Genomic DNA, 17082 nt, shown 5'->3' with positions numbered 1-17082 from the left:
GCTAGAGTAGCGGCGCATGGACGCCGCAGTTGCCACCTCGCTGTTCTGGATCGTCGTCGCAGCGGTGCTCGCACCGCTGATCGCCGGCCTCGTTCCGCGTCGGCTGATCCCCGAGGTCGTGCTGCTGCTGGTCGCCGGTGTCCTCATCGGCCCCTACGCGCTCGATCTCGCGGAGACCGGTAGCGAGATCGGCATCCTGCGCGAGCTCGGGCTGGGAATGCTGTTCCTGCTCGCCGGATACGAGATCGACCCGGCCGAGCTGCGCGGGCGAGGCGGACGTCGCGCGATGGTCACCTGGTGCGTGTGCATGCTGTCGGCGCTCGGTACCGTCGCCCTCCTCGGAACAACGGGTCAGGTGCACGCCGAGATCGCAGTGGCGATCGCCCTGACGTCCACGGCACTCGGGACGCTCCTGCCGATCCTCGCCGACCGCGGACTCGTCGCCACCCCGATCGGGCGGTCGGTGCTCAACCACGGTGCGTTCGGGGAGTTGCTGCCGGTCGTCGCCATGGCGATCCTGCTCGGGGCGCGCGGCGCACTCGGGTCGCTGATCGTGTTGCTGGCCTTCGCGGTGGTGGCCGTCCTCGTCGCCGTGCTGCCCACCTGGATCCTGCGGGAGGGCACGCGGTTCTCGCAGTTCGTCCGGCTCGGCTCCGACACCACCGCCCAGATCCCGGTGCGCCTGACGATGCTGCTGCTCGTCGGGCTCATCGCGGTGGCCGCGGTCTTCGATCTCGACATCATCCTCGGCGCGTTCGCGGCCGGTTTCATCCTGCGCCGCACGATCCCGGCCGGCGACGAACGGCTCGAGAAGAAGCTCGACGGTCTGGGATACGGCTTTCTCATCCCCATCTTCTTCGTCACCTCGGGCATGGCGATCGACGTCGGTGCCGTCGTGGGCGCCCCAGGGATCCTGCTGGCCTTCCTCGGACTGCTGATCCTCGTACGGGGTGTGCCGGTGTTCGTCGCGTCGCGCCTCGAACGCGACGCGACCGGGAGCCGGATGTTCGGAACCGCGGAACAACTGCAGATCGCGCTGTACTCGACGACCGGCCTCCCGCTGATCGTCGCGGTCACGGGGGTCGCGGTGGCCGCCGGGCAGATGTCGAACGCGAGCGCGTCGATCCTCGTGGCGGCCGGCGCCGTCACCGTCCTGGTGCTCCCGATGCTCGCGGGACTGCTCCACCGCCCCGCGCCGGCGGAGACACCGGAGCGGGCCTGATCAGTCGAATCCGCCGCCGCCGGCCGGGAACTGGATGCGGACGACGCGGTCGTCGTTCGGTCCCGGTTCGGCGCCCGACTTGTTGACCGTGGACACCCACAGCAGGCCGTCGGGCGACGAGGCCGCACCGCGCAGCATGCCGTAGCGGTCCTCCGCCGCGAGGACGGGCGCCGCCGTGACCGCCCCGGTTCCCGGGTCGGTGGTGACGACCGCGACGGCTTTCGCGTCGGTGAGCGAGATCGCGATCCCGTCGGGGGCCGCCGCACAACCGGCGACGCCGGGCCGCTCGGGCCACGTCCAGGCCGGGCCGGTGCCGGTCGAGCCGTCCACCCCGACCCGCTGGAGCCGGTCCTCGAGGGGCGTGCGGTCGGTGACCCACAGGTTGCCGTTCGGATCGCGGCACACGTCGCCCGCGGTACCGATACCCGACAGCATCACCGACGGTGCCGGCGCCGCTCCGGGCGCCGGGAGCGGTAATTTCAGGAGCTTGCCGGACAGGACGTTCGGATCGTTTGCGGCGGAAGCATTTCCGGCGTCACCGGTGAGGACGGCGATCTCGGTGGGCGAGACGAACTCGAGGGCGCCGGCATTGCCGGTGGCGCCGCGGGGTATCCCCGTCAGCACGTCCTTGGGGGTGTCGCCCGCGGCGATCCGGACCACGCGATTGTCGGAGGCCGTGGTGATGTAGGCGTAGAACAACCGGTCCTCGGCGAAGGTGGGGGAGAGCGCCACGTCCAGCAGCCCGCCGTCTCCGGACCCGTCGACGGGGATCGTCGCGACCTCGACCGGCTCGGTGTCCGGCGCGACCTGCAGTATCCGACCCGTTCGGCGTTCGGTGACGAGCGCGGAGTTGCCGTCGGGCATCGTCACCAGCCCACCGGTGACGTCGAGGCAGGTCGCGATCACCGCCGGGTCGGGATCGACACACGGCCCCGGCAGCTTGGGGGAGGCGCTCGGCGTCGTCGTCTCGGTGGGATCCTGCGGGCCTACACCCGGACCGGGATCGAAGGTGGGTTCGGGGGTGAACGGGCTCGATGCGGAGTCGTCGAAGCGGGCACACGACGGGACGGCGAGGACTCCGACGGCCAGCGCCGCCGCTGCCGCGCGTACGCCCCACGAACCGGTCCACCGCGTACCCCGTGTCATGCCGCAAACGTTACCGGCACGACGCGCGCACCCGCGGATGCCGGGTGCGGGTGCGGAGGCGGGCCTAGGCTGAGGACGTGGCCGACAACAAGAACGGTGGCGTACCGGACGCGGGTTCGAGTCCCTACGGCACTCAGCCCGACGAACGCACACTCGAGATGCGCCGACCACGCGAGTCGTATCTCGGGTCCGACGACGACTTCGATGCCGGAACTCCGCTGGGCAACGACGCCTACGCCGCTCCCACCGAGCAGATGTACCGGCCGGAACCGGTCTACGGTGCGGAGACGGGCGGCGCGGTGGCCGCCGGGGAGCGGACTCCGGTGAAGGTCCGCCGGGGCACCCTGGACCTCGGTCTGTTCGTCCTGCGGGCAGCGGTCGGGGCGATCCTCGTCGCCCACGGACTGCAGAAGCTGGTGGGGCTGTGGAACGGCCCCGGGCTGGACGGTTTCGAAGCGTTGCTGCGCGATGCGGGATACCGGGAGCCGGCGGTGCTCGCGATCGTCGGCGCGGTCGGTGAGATCGCCGCCGGTGCGCTGCTCGTGCTCGGTCTGCTCACCCCGTTCGCGGCGGCTGCGATCGTCGCGATCATGATCAACGCGGTGCTGTTCGAACACGAACTCGAACCGGGCGTCCAGTTCTTCGCCGCCGAATCGTCGGGCTTCGAATTCGAGGCCCTCCTCGTCGCCTGCGCGGTGGCGATCACCCTCACCGGGCCGGGCCGCATCGCGGTCGACGGACGACGCGGCTGGGCGACACGCCCCTTCGTGGGTTCGTTCACCGTACTGCTGCTGGGTGTGGCGGCAGGCGTGTGCCTGTGGATCTTCGGACGCTGACCCACGAACAACCGGGATACGACAAGGGCGAAGGCTCCGCGATCGGATGATCGCGGAGCCTTCGCCCTCGTGTGGTGAGGGGTTACGGCACGCGCCGGACGGCACCCTTGTCGGCGGAGGTCGCCAGCGCAGCGTATGCGCGCAGTGCCTTCGAGACCGTGCGCTCGCGATCGACCGGCTGCCAGGGCCGCTCGGAGGCCTCCATCTTCGCGCGTCGCTCGGCGAGCACGTCGTCGTCGACGAGTACCTCGAGGGTGCGGGTCGCGACGTCGATGCGGATCCGGTCGCCCTGCTCGATCAGGCCGATCACACCGCCCGAGGCGGCCTCGGGGGAGACGTGCCCGATGGACAGACCGGACGTGCCGCCGGAGAACCGGCCGTCGGTGATCAGGGCGCACACCTTGCCCAGACCGATTCCCTTGAGGAACGAGGTGGGATGCAGCATCTCCTGCATGCCGGGGCCGCCGGCCGGGCCCTCGTAACGCACGACCACCACGTCCCCGGCCTTGATCTTCTTGCCGAGGATGACCGAGACGGCCTCCTCCTGCGACTCGACGACGTAGGCCGGGCCCTCGAAGTGGAACAGATCCTCGTCGATGCCGGCGGTCTTGAGGATCGCGCCGTCCGGTGCGAGGTTGCCGCGCAGCACGCACAACCCGCCTTCGACGGTGTAGGCGTGCTCGATGTCGCGGATACAGCCGCCCGCGGCGTCGGTGTCGAGCGACGACCAGCGGTTGTCCGTCGAGAACGGTTCGGTGGTGCGCACACCGCCCGGGGCGGCGTGGAACAGCTCGAGGGCCGTCTCGGACGCCTTGCCGGACCGGATGTCCCAGGTGTCGAGCCACTCGTCGAAGCTCTTCGTGTGGACCGTGGAGACGTCGGTCTCGAGCAGGCCACCGCGACGCAGTTCGCCGAGGAGGGCAGGGATTCCGCCGGCGCGGTGCACGTCCTCCATGTGGTAGTCGGAGTTCGGGGAGACCTTCGCCAGGCACGGCACCCGACGGCTGATCTCGTCGATGGTGGACAGGTCGAAGTCGACCTCGCCCTCCTGCGCGGCGGCGAGGGTGTGCAGCACGGTGTTCGTGGAACCACCCATCGCGACGTCGAGCGCCATCGCGTTACGGAAGGCGGCCGGGGTCGCGATGTTTCGCGGCAGCACCGACTCGTCGTCGTCGCGGTAGTAACGCAGGGCTGCCTCGACGATCGTCGTTCCGGCGGTCTCGAACAGTGCGCGTCGCGCCTCGTGGGTGGCGAGGGTCGAACCGTTGCCGGGCAGCGCGAGACCGAGGGCCTCGGTGAGGCAGTTCATCGAGTTGGCGGTGAACATGCCCGAGCACGAACCGCAGGTGGGGCACGCGCTGCGCTCGACCTCGTCGAGGCCTGCGTCGTCGACGTCCTCGCTGGCGGAGGCGGAGATGGCGGTGATGAGGTCGGTAGGGGCGTGCGCGACACCGTTGACGACGACGGCCTTGCCGGCCTCCATCGGGCCGCCGGAGACGAAGATCGTCGGGATGTTCAGGCGCATCGCGGCGTTGAGCATGCCCGGCGTGATCTTGTCGCAGTTGGAGATGCACACGAGCGCGTCGGCGGTGTGCGCGTTGACCATGTATTCGACCGAGTCGGCGATGATCTCGCGGCTCGGGAGCGAGTAGAGCATGCCTCCGTGGCCCATCGCGATGCCGTCGTCGACGGCGATCGTGTGGAACTCGCGTGCCACGCCGCCCGCTTCGCGCACGGCCTTCGCGACGATCTCACCGACGTCCTTGAGATGGACGTGACCGGGTACGAACTGCGTGTAGGAGTTCGCGATCGCGACGATCGGCTTGCCGAAGTCGGAATCGGTCAGGCCGGTGGCGCGCCACAGGGAGCGCGCTCCTGCAGCGTTTCGTCCGACGGTGGTGGTGCGTGACCTCAACGGGGGCATGGGCTGACTTCCTTGACGGTGGCTGTGTGCGCAATCGGCCGGGCCGCATCCGGTCGCCGGGCTGGGGCGGGTTCGGGCAGCGGCACCGACGAATCTACTCGTGTGTCTCCGGGTGCATCTATCCGCACCCGGTCGCGGGACTCAGGAGGAGCGGTGGTCCTTCTTCTCGACGGTGCCTGCGTCGTCGGCGGTTTCGGCACCGGATACCGATTCGGATCCGGATTCGGATGCCGCCTCGGCGCGGTGGGACTCCTCCTCGGCGCGGCGTGCGGCCGCGTACGGATCGGGGATGCGGCCGGCGCTGGCTTCCGACAGCTGCGGCAGGCGGCCGAAGGTGACGACCGGCAGTGCGACCTCACTGCCATCGGTGAGCCGTGCGCGGGCCCAGCCCCGCTTCGGGAACCGGAGGCCGTCGAGGGAATCCCAGTCCAGAGTCGTGGTGGAAAAGGTCGCCCGCGCGACGATGCCCTCGGGGCCGACGACGGTGCGTACACGCACGATCCATGCGGCGACGAGAAACGGGATGATCAGCGTCCATGCGAAGGCCGCCGGCCACGCCAGCGCGGGGGAGGCGAGGGCGAGGAACAGCAGGGCGCACGCCAGGAACGACAGTCGCGAGATCTGGATGACCTGCGTCGTCGAATCGGGCGTGTGGGATGATGGAGTAGGTGGCACGGGCTGCTGGGAAGATGACACCTCTACATCTTCGCACTGCAGCCGCGGCATCTCACATTCTGGGACAGTCGACCGCATCAAGTTGACTGTCTGGACACCATGCGCCTACCGTCGAGCGCGTGAATCAGAATGGGTTGCTCGTAATCGGCCGGCGCGTCGTCGCCTGAGCCGCATTCCGCAACTCGCCCACGACGCGCCACCCTCGTACAGCAGACTTGCTGACGAGGGTTTTTTGTTGCCCGGAGCCAGAATCAGAGGAACTCGCAGTGAGCGCACCAACCGCACGGCCTCAACCCTCGCCGCGAAAGCCGGGGTCCACCACCCCGACTCCCGCAGCTGCAGCAGCGCAGCCCGCCAACCGTCGCCAGGTCGCCCCCGAGCGGGTCACCGGCGCGCAGTCGGTGGTCCGCGCACTCGAGGAACTCGAGGTCGACACGGTATTCGGCATTCCCGGCGGCGCGATCCTGCCCGTCTACGACCCGCTCTTCGACTCGCGACGCGTGCGTCACGTGCTCGTCCGTCACGAGCAGGGCGCCGGACACGCTGCCACCGGTTACGCCCAGGCGACCGGCAAGGTCGGCGTGTGCATGGCCACCTCCGGTCCGGGCGCGACGAACCTCGTCACCCCTCTCGCCGACGCGCAGATGGACTCCGTGCCCGTCGTCGCGATCACCGGCCAGGTCGGTCGTCCGCTCATCGGCACCGACGCCTTCCAGGAAGCCGACATCTCCGGCATCACCATGCCGATCACGAAGCACAACTTCCTGGTCACCGACGGCGCCGACATCCCGCGCATCCTGGCCGAGGCGTTCTACCTCGCCTCCTCGGGCCGGCCGGGTGCCGTCCTCGTCGACATCCCCAAGGACATCCTCCAGGCGCAGACCACCTTCAGCTGGCCGCCGGAGATGCACCTGCCCGGCTACCGCCCCGTGACGAAGCCGCACGGCAAGCAGGTCCGCGAGGCCGCGCGGCTGATCGCCGACGCGACGAACCCGGTGCTGTACGTCGGTGGCGGTGTCATCAAGGCCGACGCGTCGCCCGAGCTGCTCGAACTCGCCGAGCTGACCGGCATTCCGGTCGTCACGACGCTCATGGCCCGTGGCGCGTTCCCCGACAGTCACAACCTGCACTGCGGCATGCCCGGCATGCACGGCAACGTCGCTGCGGTCGCCGCGCTGCAGAGGAGTGATCTGCTCATCACCCTCGGTGCCCGTTTCGACGACCGGGTGACCGGCCAACTCGACTCGTTCGCGCCCGACGCCAAGGTCATCCACGCAGACATCGATCCTGCGGAGATCGGCAAGAACCGGCACGCAGACGTGCCGATCGTCGGTGATTGCAAGGAGGTCATCGTCGAGCTGCTCGAGGCCATCCGCGCCGACCTGGCGACCGGCACGAAGCTCGACTACGCGGCCTGGTGGGCCTATCTCGACGACATCCGTCGCACCTACCCGCTGAGCTACGACCGCCCCACCGACGACACCCTGTCGCCGCAGTACGTCATCCAGGCCGTCGGCAAGCTCGCCGGTCCCGACGCGATCTACTGCGCAGGCGTCGGTCAGCACCAGATGTGGGCGGCGCAGTTCGTCGACTACGAGAAGCCGCGCACCTGGCTCAACTCCGGTGGTCTCGGCACCATGGGCTATGCGGTGCCCGCCGCGATGGGCGCCAAGATGGGCCGCCCCGACACCGAGGTGTGGGCCATCGACGGCGACGGCTGCTTCCAGATGACCAACCAGGAACTCGCGACGTGCGCCGTCGAGGGTGTGCCGATCAAGGTCGCGCTCATCAACAACGGCAATCTCGGCATGGTCCGGCAGTGGCAGACCCTCTTCTACGAGGAGCGGTACTCGAACACCGACCTGGCGACGCACTCGCTACGCATCCCCGACTTCGTCAAGCTCGCCGAGGCCCTCGGCTGCGTGGGCATCCGCGTCGAGCGCGAGGAGGACGTCGAGCCGGCGATCCGCCGGGCGCAGGAGATCGACGATCGTCCCGTCGTGATCGACTTCATCGTCGGCAAGGACGCGCAGGTGTGGCCGATGGTCGCCGCCGGCACGAGCAACGACGAGATCATGGCCGCGCGCGACATCCGGCCGTTGTTCGACGACGACGCCGCCGCCGACGATCCCGCCGTCATCCACGAGACCATCGACGCGCTCGAAGCCCGCAGCGAGAACGCGGCGGCCCAGGAGGAGACCAAGTGAGCACGAGCCACACTCTCAGTGTTCTCGTCGAGGACAAGCCGGGCGTGCTCGCCCGAGTCGCATCGCTGTTCTCGCGACGCGGGTTCAACATCGAATCCCTTGCCGTCGGTGGTACGGAAGTGCCCGACATCTCGCGGATGACGATCGTGGTGACCGTCGACGAGTTCCCGCTCGAGCAGGTCACCAAGCAGCTCAACAAACTCGTCAACGTCATCAAGATCGTCGAGCAGGAGGACGAGGCGTCCGTCGCCCGCGAACTCGTGCTCATCAAGGTGCGGGCGGACGCCAGCGTGCGCACCCAGGTCATCGAGACGGTGAATCTGTTCCGCGCCAAGGTGATCGACGTCTCGCCCGAGTCGCTGACCATCGAGGCCACCGGTACGCGGTCCAAGCTCGATGCGCTGCTGCGCATGCTCGAACCGTACGGAATCCGCGAGATCGTCCAGTCCGGTGTCGTCGCGGTCGGACGCGGTCCGAAGTCCATCACGGCTACCCGTTAGCCTTAACACACCCATACTTTCTGAAAGAGGTAATCACTGTGGCAGTCGAGATGTTCTACGACGACGATGCCGACCTGTCGATCATCCAGGGTCGTAAGGTCGCCGTCATCGGCTACGGCAGTCAGGGACACGCGCACTCGCTGAGCCTGCGCGACTCGGGCGTCGACGTTCGCATCGGTCTGAAGGAGGGCTCGAAGTCGCGGGCCAAGGCCGAGGAGGCCGGCCTCACCGTCGGTACGCCCGCCGAGGTCTCGGAGTGGGCCGACGTCATCATGGTCCTCGCCCCCGATACCGCACAGGCGTCGATCTTCACCAACGACATCGAGCCCAACCTGAAGGACGGCGATGCGCTGTTCTTCGGCCACGGCCTCAACATCCACTTCGGTCTCATCACCGCTCCCGAGAACGTGACCGTCGCGATGGTCGCCCCCAAGGGCCCCGGCCACCTCGTGCGTCGCCAGTTCGTCGACGGCAAGGGCGTTCCGGCGCTCATCGCCGTCCACCAGGACCCCAAGGGGGAGGGCCAGGCGCTCGCGCTGTCCTACGCCAAGGGCATCGGCGGCACCCGCGCCGGCGTCATCAAGACCACCTTCAAGGAAGAGACCGAGACCGACCTCTTCGGTGAGCAGGCCGTGCTCTGCGGTGGCACCGAGGAACTGGTCAAGACCGGTTTCGACGTCATGGTCGAGGCGGGCTACGCCCCCGAGATGGCCTACTTCGAGGTCCTCCACGAGCTCAAGCTCATCGTCGACCTCATGTACGAGGGTGGCATCGCCCGCATGAACTACTCGGTGTCCGACACCGCCGAGTTCGGTGGCTACCTCTCCGGACCGCGCGTCATCGACGCCGGCACCAAGGAGCGGATGAAGGAGATCCTGAAGGACATCCAGGACGGAACCTTCGTCAAGCGCCTCGTCGCCAACGTCGAGGGCGGCAACAAGGAACTCGAGGGCCTCCGCAAGGAGAACGCCGAGCACGGCATCGAGGTCGTCGGCAAGCAGCTGCGCGACCTGATGAGCTGGGTCGATCGCCCCATCACCGAGACGGCGTAAGACCTCCCGATCCGGTCACGGCGGCCCGGTACCCCTGCGGGGGTGCCGGGCCGCCGTCGTCCGTGCGATCGTGAGCAGGTGATGTCGTGAGCGATGCCGCCCCACGGGCGAAGGCGGCGGAGGACACTCGGCCGATGTGGCTCCGAGATGCGCGCTCTCGGTGTGGTGAACATCGCAGCCGGTGGCACAGGGTGATTCCCGATCCGCGCCGGTGGCAGCCGGACGCCGATGCTCGAACAGGCCGGAGCGCGTACCCAGCTCGCCGCGATCGTGTCGTCGCCGGCGGTCGTCGTCGTGCGTGCCCGGCGATCCCACCGGACCGAACCGGTCGAACTCGAGGACGTCGCCGGATATCACGACCGGCCTTTCGCCACCGCAACCGACCCGGTATCGAGCGCAGTCTGCTCGTCGCGTCTCCGCGGCACGTCGTGCTGCCGCCACGGAAGGATCCGCCCGCGCCACCGTGATCCCCATCCCGGTGGCGCCGTGGCCGGGGTCGGGGCACTAAACTGTGGGCGGTCGCGGGTGCCCGTGCATGCTGTCGGGCGCGAGCGCCGTCGACCACTCACACATCCACGACACAGGGAGTCCGCACGTGAGCCAGAATGGCCGTCCAGTAGTCCTGATCGCCGACAAGCTTGCGCAGTCGACCGTCGACGCGCTCGGTGACGGTGTCGAGGTGCGCTGGGTGGACGGCCCCGACCGCCCCGCCCTGCTCGCGGCCGTGCCCGAGGCCCAGGCGTTGCTGGTCCGCTCCGCGACCACAGTCGACGCCGAGGTGCTCGCGGCGGCACCCAACCTCAAGATCGTCGGTCGTGCCGGTGTCGGCCTCGACAACGTCGACATCGCCGCTGCCACCGAGCGCGGCGTGATGGTCGTCAACGCGCCCACCTCCAACATCCACTCCGCCGCCGAGCACGCGGTCGCCCTGCTCATGTCCGCGGCCCGCCAGGTCCCGGCCGCCGACCGCACCCTGCGTGAGCGCACCTGGAAGCGATCGAGCTTCAACGGCACCGAGATCCTCGGCAAGACGGTCGGCGTCGTCGGTCTCGGCCGTATCGGCCAGCTGTTCGCCCAGCGTCTCGCGGCCTTCGAGACCCATGTCATCGCGTACGACCCGTACCTGCCGGCCGCTCGTGCCGCACAGCTCGGCATCGAGCTCGTCGACATCGACGAACTCGTCGCCCGCGCCGACTTCATCTCCGTGCACCTGCCCAAGACCAAGGAGACCGCCGGCCTGATCAACGCCGAGCGCTTGACCAAGGCCAAGGACGGCGTGATCATCGTCAACGCCGCTCGTGGTGGCCTGATCGACGAGGACGCCCTGTACGACGCGCTCGTCGGCGGCAAGGTGCGAGCTGCCGGCCTCGACGTCTTCGAGACCGAACCGTGCACCGATTCGAAGCTGTTCGATCTCGACAACGTCGTCGTCACTCCGCACCTGGGCGCCTCCACCGCCGAGGCCCAGGACCGCGCCGGTACCGACGTCGCGAAGAGCGTGCTGCTCGCCCTCGCCGGCGAGTTCGTGCCCGATGCCGTCAACGTCTCCGGTGGCCCCGTGGGCGAGGAGGTCGCGCCGTGGCTCGAACTCGTCCGCAAGCTCGGCCTGCTCGCCGGTACCCTCTCGCCCGAGGCAGTGCAGAACGTCCAGGTCGTCGTCAGCGGTGAGCTCTCCGCCGAGAACGTCGACATCCTCGGTCTGGCGGCCCTCCGCGGCCTGTTCTCGGCGAGCAGCGACGAGCCGGTCACCTTCGTCAACGCCCCCAAGCTCGCCGAGCAGCGGGGCGTGACCGTCGAGGTCGACAAGGTCAGCGAGGCCACCACGCACCGCAGCGCCGTCGAGGTCCGCGCCGTGGCGCCGGACGGACACGTCACCTCCGTGGCGGGTGCCCTCACCGGCCTGCAGCAGGTCGAGAAGATCGTCAACATCAACAGCCGCAGCTTCGATCTCCGCGCCGAGGGCCACAACCTGATCGTCCACTACCAGGACCGCCCGGGTGTCCTCGGAACGCTCGGCACCGTGCTCGGCAACGCGAGCATCGACATTCAGGCCGCGGCTCTGAGCCAGGACGCGGAGGGCCCCGGCGCGACCGTGATCCTGCGCGTCGATCGCCCCGTCGGCGACGCCGAGGTCGAGCAGGTCACCCAGGCGCTCGAGGCGCGGGTCGCCCAGGTCGACCTGTCCTGATCGTTTCGTTCTCCATCATCCGGTGGCCGCGACCGTGTCTGCACGGTCGCGGCCACCGTCGCACAGGAAGTGAGTAGTGCTCATGAAACTTGCGGTCATCCCCGGTGACGGCATCGGTGTCGAGGTCACGGCGGAAGCGCTGAAGGTGCTCCGCGCGCTCGTCCCGGACCTCGCGACGACCGAGTACGACCTCGGCGCCCGCCGGTACAACACGACGGGTGAACTGCTGCCCGATGCCGATCTCGCCGCGATTCGCGAGCACGACGCGATCCTTCTCGGGGCCATCGGTGATCCGTCGGTCACCCCCGGTGTCCTCGAACGCGGTCTCCTCCTGAACATGCGGTTCGCGCTCGACCACCACGTCAATCTCCGTCCGGCACGGCTGTACCCGGGCGCGACGTCGCCGCTCGCCGCCGACCACGAGATCGATTTCGTCGTCGTCCGTGAAGGCACCGAGGGGCCGTACACCGGCAACGGGGGAGCGATCCGGGTGGGAACGCCGCACGAGATCGCCACCGAGGTGTCGGTGAACACCTGGTTCGGAGCCGAGCGTGTGGTGCGGTACGCCTTCGAGCTCGCGCAGACCCGCCGGAAGCACCTGACGCTGATCCACAAGACCAACGTCCTGTCCAACGCCGGTGCGATCTGGACACGGGCCATCGAGACGGTGGGGAAGGAGTTCCCCGACGTCACGACCGCCTACTGCCATATCGATGCGGCGACGATCTACATGGTCGACGACCCGTCGCGGTTCGACGTCATCGTCACCGACAATCTGTTCGGCGACATCGTCACCGACCTCGCCGGTGCGGTGACCGGTGGCATCGGTCTGGCCGCGAGCGGCAACATCGATGCTTCCGGCACCAACCCGTCGATGTTCGAGCCCGTCCACGGTTCGGCTCCGGACATCGCCGGCAAGGGCATCGCCGATCCCACCGCGGCGATCCTGTCCACCGCACTGCTGCTGCGCCATCTCGGACGCGAGCAGGACGCCGCCCGCGTCGAGCGAGCCGTCGAGGCCGATCTCTCGACCCGTGGCACCGGTCCGATCGTGACCACCGAGATCGGCGACCGCATCACCGCCGCGCTCTGACGTTCCCGTGTGGCTCCGTCGGGTACCTGCCGGAGCCACACGGTCCGTCAGTCTTTCGGCACCACCGGAACCGCCGCCGCCGGAGCCACTGCGGCCAGCGCGAAGGCGATCGGAAATCCGGCCGCGGCGATGAGGCCGCCGAACACGGGCCCGACCGCCGCGGCGAACACGAACTGTCCCGTGTTCTGGATCCCGAGTGCGCGACCTCCCCAGAACGGTCCGGCGATCTCGGCCACGGCGGTGAACGCCAACCCGTTCGGGGCCGACGTCAGGATCGACGCGACGAGCAGGGCACCCACGGCGATGGGCGAGTTCGTCCACGCCGTGACGGAGAGCGCGATCATCGCCAGGACGACCGATACGGCGACGAGGCGCATCGGGGCAAGCCTGCTCCCGACGCGGTCGGACCACGCTCCGGTGAGGACACGGCCGATCGCGCCGAGGATCTGGGCTGCCGTGATGACGAGACCGGCACCGACCTCGTCCCATCCGCGATCGGTGATCAACCACACCAGGGCATAGGTCCACACGACGTACTGCGGGATCACGAGCAGTATCGACGCGAGATGGATCCGCGTGAGGGACATCGAAGTTCGATACGGATTCGCAAGAACACCCGCGCGTTCGGCTTCGGTCCGGCCGGGGCGTGGCGGATCGGTCACGCCGACGGCGCAGGCGACGGCCGCCCCACCGCACGCGAGCGCGGGAAACGCGAGAGCCCAGGCGATTCCGTGATCGCCCGCCAGCGTCGGAATGACGAGGGCGCCCGCGGCGACGCCCAGCGGCACCGACATCTGCCGGATCCCCATCGCGAGGCCGCGCCGGTGCGGAGGGAACCATCCGACGACGACCCGGCCGCTCGCCGAGTTGGCGCTCACGGCGCCGGCTCCCGCGCACATCAGCAGCACACCGAGCAGAGCCGCGGAGGTCGTGCGGGAGAGTTCCACGGATGTCGTCGCGCTCGCGGCACCCATCGCGGTACCGGCGATTCCCAGTCCGGCGGTGAGCGCGAGACGCTCACCGAAGCGATCCGCGATCGCACCCCACACGACGAGGGTGAACACGCCACCGAGCAGTGGTGCCCCGGCGAGTGTCCCGGCCTGGGCGAGGGTGAGGCCGGTGTCCTCGTCGAGGGTCGGGATGAGGAAGGCGACGCCGTTGATCACCGTGGCCTGCGCGGCCTGGGCGAAGACGCCGAGCGCGAGGATGAGCCACCGCCGCCGGCCGATGTCCGGACTATCCATTTCTCTCACTATCTGAGATGTCTGTTCCGTTATGTGGAATTCGATCCGGACTCTACCTCCCGGCCACCCGGCAGTCGATCGCCGTGCGCGCACCCCGTTAGACTCCGGACATGCGCCTTGGTCGAATTGCCAGCCCGGATGGAGTCGCGTTCGTGAGCGTGGAGGGGGAGGGGGAGTCCGCAAGGGTGAAGGAGATCGCCGAGCATCCCTTCGGCAATCCCACCTTCACGGGCCGGAGCTGGCCCCTCGCCGACGTGCGGATTCTCGCCCCGATCCTCGCCACCAAGGTGATCGCGGTGGGCCGCAACTACGCCGCGCACGCGGCCGAGTTCGGCAGCGATGTCCCCGACGAGCCCATGATCTTCCTCAAGCCCAACACCTCGATCGTGGGGCCGGGAGCGCCCATCGTGATTCCACCCTCCACCTCGCTCGTCCATCACGAGGCGGAACTTGCGGTGGTCATCGGCCGCCCCTGCAAGGACGTTCCCGCCGCGAAGGCGCGGGAGGCGATCCTCGGGTACACGATCGCCAACGACGTGTCCGCTCGCGACCATCAGCGCACGGACGGCCAGTGGGGTCGCGCCAAGGGGTACGACACCTTCTGTCCTCTCGGGCCGTGGATCGAGACCGACATCGATGCCTCCGATCTCGAGATCTCGTCCGAGGTCGACGGGCAGATCCGGCAGCGCAGCCGGACGTCGAAGATGGTGCACGACATCCCGAAGCTCGTCGAGTGGATCTCCGGTGTCATGACGCTGCTCCCGGGCGACATCATCCTCACCGGTACGCCCGAGGGGGTGGGGCCCATCGAGCCGGGGAACACGGTCTCGATCACAGTCGAGGGCATCGGTACGCTCACCAACCCGGTCGTCGCGAAGGGATCCTGACAGGAACTCGCGGCAGGGCGGATAGCCTGGGATGGTCTCCCGTCGATCCTCAACCCTGAGCGAGTCATGACCACCAGCGAAGTACGCGTACGTTTCTGCCCGTCACCGACCGGAACCCCGCACGTGGGTCTGGTGCGCACCGCCCTGTTCAACTGGGCTTTCGCGCGTCATCACGGCGGCACCTTCGTGTTCCGCATCGAAGACACCGACGCCGCACGCGACACCGAGGAGTCGTACCAGGCGATCCTCGACGCGCTCCGGTGGCTGGGTCTCGAATGGGACGAGGGCCCGGAGGTCGGCGGACCGTACGAGCCGTACCGGCAGTCGCAGCGGCGCGACCTGCATCTCGAGATCGTGCAGAAGCTCGTCGACGCCGGCGAGGCCTACGAGTCGTTCTCGACGCCGGAAGAGGTCGAGGAGCGGCACAAGGCCGCCGGTCGCGACCCGAAGCTCGGCTACGACAACTTCGACCGCGACCTCACCCCGGAGCAGCGGCAGGCCTTCCTCGACGAGGGCCGGAAGCCGGTCGTGCGACTGCGCATGCCCGACGAGGACCTCACCTGGAACGACCTCGTCCGCGGCGAGACCACCTTCAAGGCGGGTTCGGTGCCCGACTTCGCGCTCACCCGGGGCAACGGCATCCCGCTCTACACGCTCGTCAATCCCGTCGACGACGCGCTGATGAAGATCACGCACGTCCTGCGCGGTGAGGACCTGCTGTCGTCGACCCCGCGTCAGCTCGCGCTGTATGCGGCGCTGCAGCGCATCGGCGTCACCGATTTCACACCCGAGTTCGGCCACCTGCCGTTCGTGATGGGGCAGGGCAACAAGAAGCTCTCCAAGCGCGACCCGGAGTCCAACCTCTTCCTGCACCGCGATCGCGGGTTCATCCCCGAGGGCCTGCTCAACTACCTCGCCCTGCTCGGCTGGGGTCTCGCCGACGACCGCGACGTGTTCTCCCTCGACGAGATGGTGGCGGCCTTCGAGATCTCCAAGGTCAACTCGAACCCGGCCCGGTTCGACCAGAAGAAGGCCGACGCGATCAATGCCGAGCACATCCGCCTGCTCGAACCGGCGGAGTTCGCCGCGCGCCTGAAGACCTATCTCGTGGAGCACGGCAGGATCGGGGCCGAGGTCGACGACGCGCTCTTCCGCACGGCCGCCGATCTCGTGCAGACCCGCATCGTGGTGCTCGGCGACGCCTGGGATCTGCTGAAGTTCCTGTTCGTCGACGAGGCCGACTTCACGCTCGACGAGGCATCCGCGGCGAAGAACCTCAAAGAGGATGCCGCGCCGGTGCTCGACGCCTCCCTCACGGCCCTCGAGGGCCTGGCCGACTGGACCACCCCGGCGATCGAGGAGGCGTTGAAGAGCGCGCTGATCGAGGGCCTGGAACTCAAGCCGAGGAAGGCCTTCGCGCCCGTGCGGGTCGCGGTGACCGGATCGCACGTCAGCCCTCCGCTCTACGAGTCGATGGAGTTGCTCGGCCGGGAGCGCACGCTCGCCCGGCTGCGCGCCGGCCGCACTCGTATCGCCTGACGAGTCCGTCCTCTCGGCCCGCCGCCTGCTCCCGGCGACGGGCCGAGATGGTGTCCGGGCTCGATTTCGGTGCTCTGACCAGCCGATTTGTAGTTCATGGCGGGGTTGGTGCTAATCTTCTTCTCGGTTCGGAACGGAGACCGCAGCGCGAGAGCGCGGGCCGACGGAACAGACCATTGGGGTATGGTGTAATTGGCAACACAGCTGATTCTGGTTCAGCCATTCTAGGTTCGAGTCCTGGTACCCCAGCTGAGGCGCGGTGGTTTGCCCGCAGCGCCTCGGCCAGCTATGCTGGCTGAGCTTCCTTCGGGGAGCGAAGAGAAGAAGTTCCATAGGCCCCCGTCGTCTAGCGGCCTAGGACGCCGCCCTCTCACGGCGGTAGCGTGGGTTCGAATCCCATCGGGGGTACAACGGACTCCCACCGATCTGCGGTTCGGTGGGTGTTTCTTCTCTCCGAAGGCACCGATCGGTCGGTGCCGAGGAAAGTTCCAGGCCCCCGTCGTCTAGCGGCCTAGGACGCCGCCCTCTCACGGCGGTAGCGTGGGTTCGAATCCCATCGGGGGTACAAC

Annotated in this window: 13 protein-coding genes, 3 tRNA genes and 1 pseudogene; 13 read left to right on the top strand and 4 right to left on the bottom strand. The window is 68.6% G+C overall.

Translation table 11 applies throughout. The features are described from left to right. The first annotated feature begins 16 nt into the window (after positions 1 to 16). Positions 17 to 1222 (top strand): cation:proton antiporter, encoded by a 1206-nt coding sequence (locus EQ874_RS06750; protein WP_129976339.1) that lies wholly within the window; start codon positions 17 to 19, stop codon positions 1220 to 1222. Here the strand turns inward: EQ874_RS06750 and EQ874_RS06745 are convergent, their stop codons facing one another. After that, positions 1223 to 2368, bottom strand: coding sequence for a PQQ-dependent sugar dehydrogenase (locus EQ874_RS06745; protein WP_129976338.1), 1146 nt, complete (start codon positions 2366 to 2368; stop codon positions 1223 to 1225). Positions 2369 to 2445: 77 nt separating this feature from the next. Between EQ874_RS06745 and EQ874_RS06740 the strand changes: the two genes are divergently transcribed. Next, on the top strand, positions 2446 to 3204 hold the full coding sequence (locus EQ874_RS06740) for a DoxX family protein (protein WP_064065378.1): 759 nt from the start codon (positions 2446 to 2448) through the stop codon (positions 3202 to 3204). 82 nt (positions 3205 to 3286) lie between these two features. On the opposite strand, the gene ilvD is transcribed toward EQ874_RS06740, so the two are convergent. Both ilvD and EQ874_RS06730 read right to left on the bottom strand, forming a co-directional pair. Further along, a complete protein-coding gene (gene ilvD, locus EQ874_RS06735) occupies positions 3287 to 5128 on the bottom strand; it encodes a dihydroxy-acid dehydratase (RefSeq protein WP_129976337.1) in 1842 nt (613 codons plus the stop codon). Positions 5129 to 5269: 141 nt separating this feature from the next. After that, complete coding sequence (locus EQ874_RS06730) at positions 5270 to 5803, bottom strand: PH domain-containing protein (protein WP_064065377.1); 534 nt, start codon at positions 5801 to 5803, stop codon at positions 5270 to 5272. 266 nt (positions 5804 to 6069) lie between these two features. On the opposite strand from EQ874_RS06730, the gene EQ874_RS06725 reads away from it, so the two are divergent. The 6 genes and pseudogenes from EQ874_RS06725 (at position 6070) to EQ874_RS06700 (ending at position 12843) form a co-directional block, all read left to right on the top strand. Further along, entirely contained in the window at positions 6070 to 8010 is a 1941-nt protein-coding gene (locus EQ874_RS06725) for an acetolactate synthase large subunit (RefSeq protein WP_129976336.1), read from the top strand. Continuing rightward, positions 8007 to 8510, top strand: coding sequence for an acetolactate synthase small subunit (gene ilvN / locus EQ874_RS06720; protein ID WP_006554535.1), 504 nt, complete (start codon positions 8007 to 8009; stop codon positions 8508 to 8510). The genes EQ874_RS06725 and ilvN overlap by 4 nt, the downstream gene beginning before the upstream one ends. Before the next feature lie 50 nt (positions 8511 to 8560). After that, positions 8561 to 9562, top strand: coding sequence for a ketol-acid reductoisomerase (gene ilvC / locus EQ874_RS06715; RefSeq protein WP_016935634.1), 1002 nt, complete (start codon positions 8561 to 8563; stop codon positions 9560 to 9562). 141 nt (positions 9563 to 9703) lie between these two features. Then, positions 9704 to 10029, top strand: a pseudogene (locus tag EQ874_RS23425) (SulP family inorganic anion transporter); the annotation flags it as partial. Positions 10030 to 10157: 128 nt separating this feature from the next. Further along, a complete protein-coding gene (serA, locus tag EQ874_RS06705; RefSeq protein WP_129976335.1) occupies positions 10158 to 11750 on the top strand; it encodes a phosphoglycerate dehydrogenase in 1593 nt (530 codons plus the stop codon). Between the two features lie 82 nt (positions 11751 to 11832). After that, positions 11833 to 12843, top strand: a complete 1011-nt coding sequence (locus EQ874_RS06700) for a 3-isopropylmalate dehydrogenase (RefSeq protein WP_064065388.1) — start codon at positions 11833 to 11835, stop codon at positions 12841 to 12843. A 47-nt stretch (positions 12844 to 12890) separates the two neighbouring features. Here the strand turns inward: EQ874_RS06700 and EQ874_RS06695 are convergent, their stop codons facing one another. Next, the gene (locus EQ874_RS06695) at positions 12891 to 14087 is read right to left on the bottom strand and encodes an MFS transporter (protein ID WP_129976334.1); all 1197 of its coding nucleotides are present in this window, start codon (positions 14085 to 14087) and stop codon (positions 12891 to 12893) included. A 110-nt stretch (positions 14088 to 14197) separates the two neighbouring features. Between EQ874_RS06695 and EQ874_RS06690 the strand changes: the two genes are divergently transcribed. From EQ874_RS06690 to EQ874_RS06670, 5 genes are all read left to right on the top strand, one after another. After that, positions 14198 to 14974: a fumarylacetoacetate hydrolase family protein gene (locus EQ874_RS06690; protein WP_064065373.1), complete on the top strand. Its 777-nt coding sequence runs from the start codon at positions 14198 to 14200 to the stop codon at positions 14972 to 14974. 66 nt (positions 14975 to 15040) lie between these two features. Further along, positions 15041 to 16513, top strand: coding sequence for a glutamate--tRNA ligase (gene gltX, locus EQ874_RS06685; RefSeq protein ID WP_064065372.1), 1473 nt, complete (start codon positions 15041 to 15043; stop codon positions 16511 to 16513). Between the two features lie 177 nt (positions 16514 to 16690). After that, a tRNA-Gln gene (locus tag EQ874_RS06680) sits at positions 16691 to 16762 on the top strand. A gap of 86 nt (positions 16763 to 16848) precedes the next feature. Continuing rightward, a tRNA-Glu gene (locus EQ874_RS06675) sits at positions 16849 to 16921 on the top strand. Positions 16922 to 17005: 84 nt separating this feature from the next. After that, positions 17006 to 17078: transfer RNA gene (locus tag EQ874_RS06670), tRNA-Glu, on the top strand. The last annotated feature ends 4 nt before the right edge of the window (positions 17079 to 17082 follow it).

The sequence above is a fragment of the Rhodococcus sp. Q1 genome (genome assembly GCF_004153645.1).
Taxonomy (GTDB): domain Bacteria; phylum Actinomycetota; class Actinomycetes; order Mycobacteriales; family Mycobacteriaceae; genus Rhodococcus; species Rhodococcus gordoniae.
Note: the sequence above shows the minus strand (reverse complement) of the source record. Positions and strands in the feature narration are given on the sequence as shown.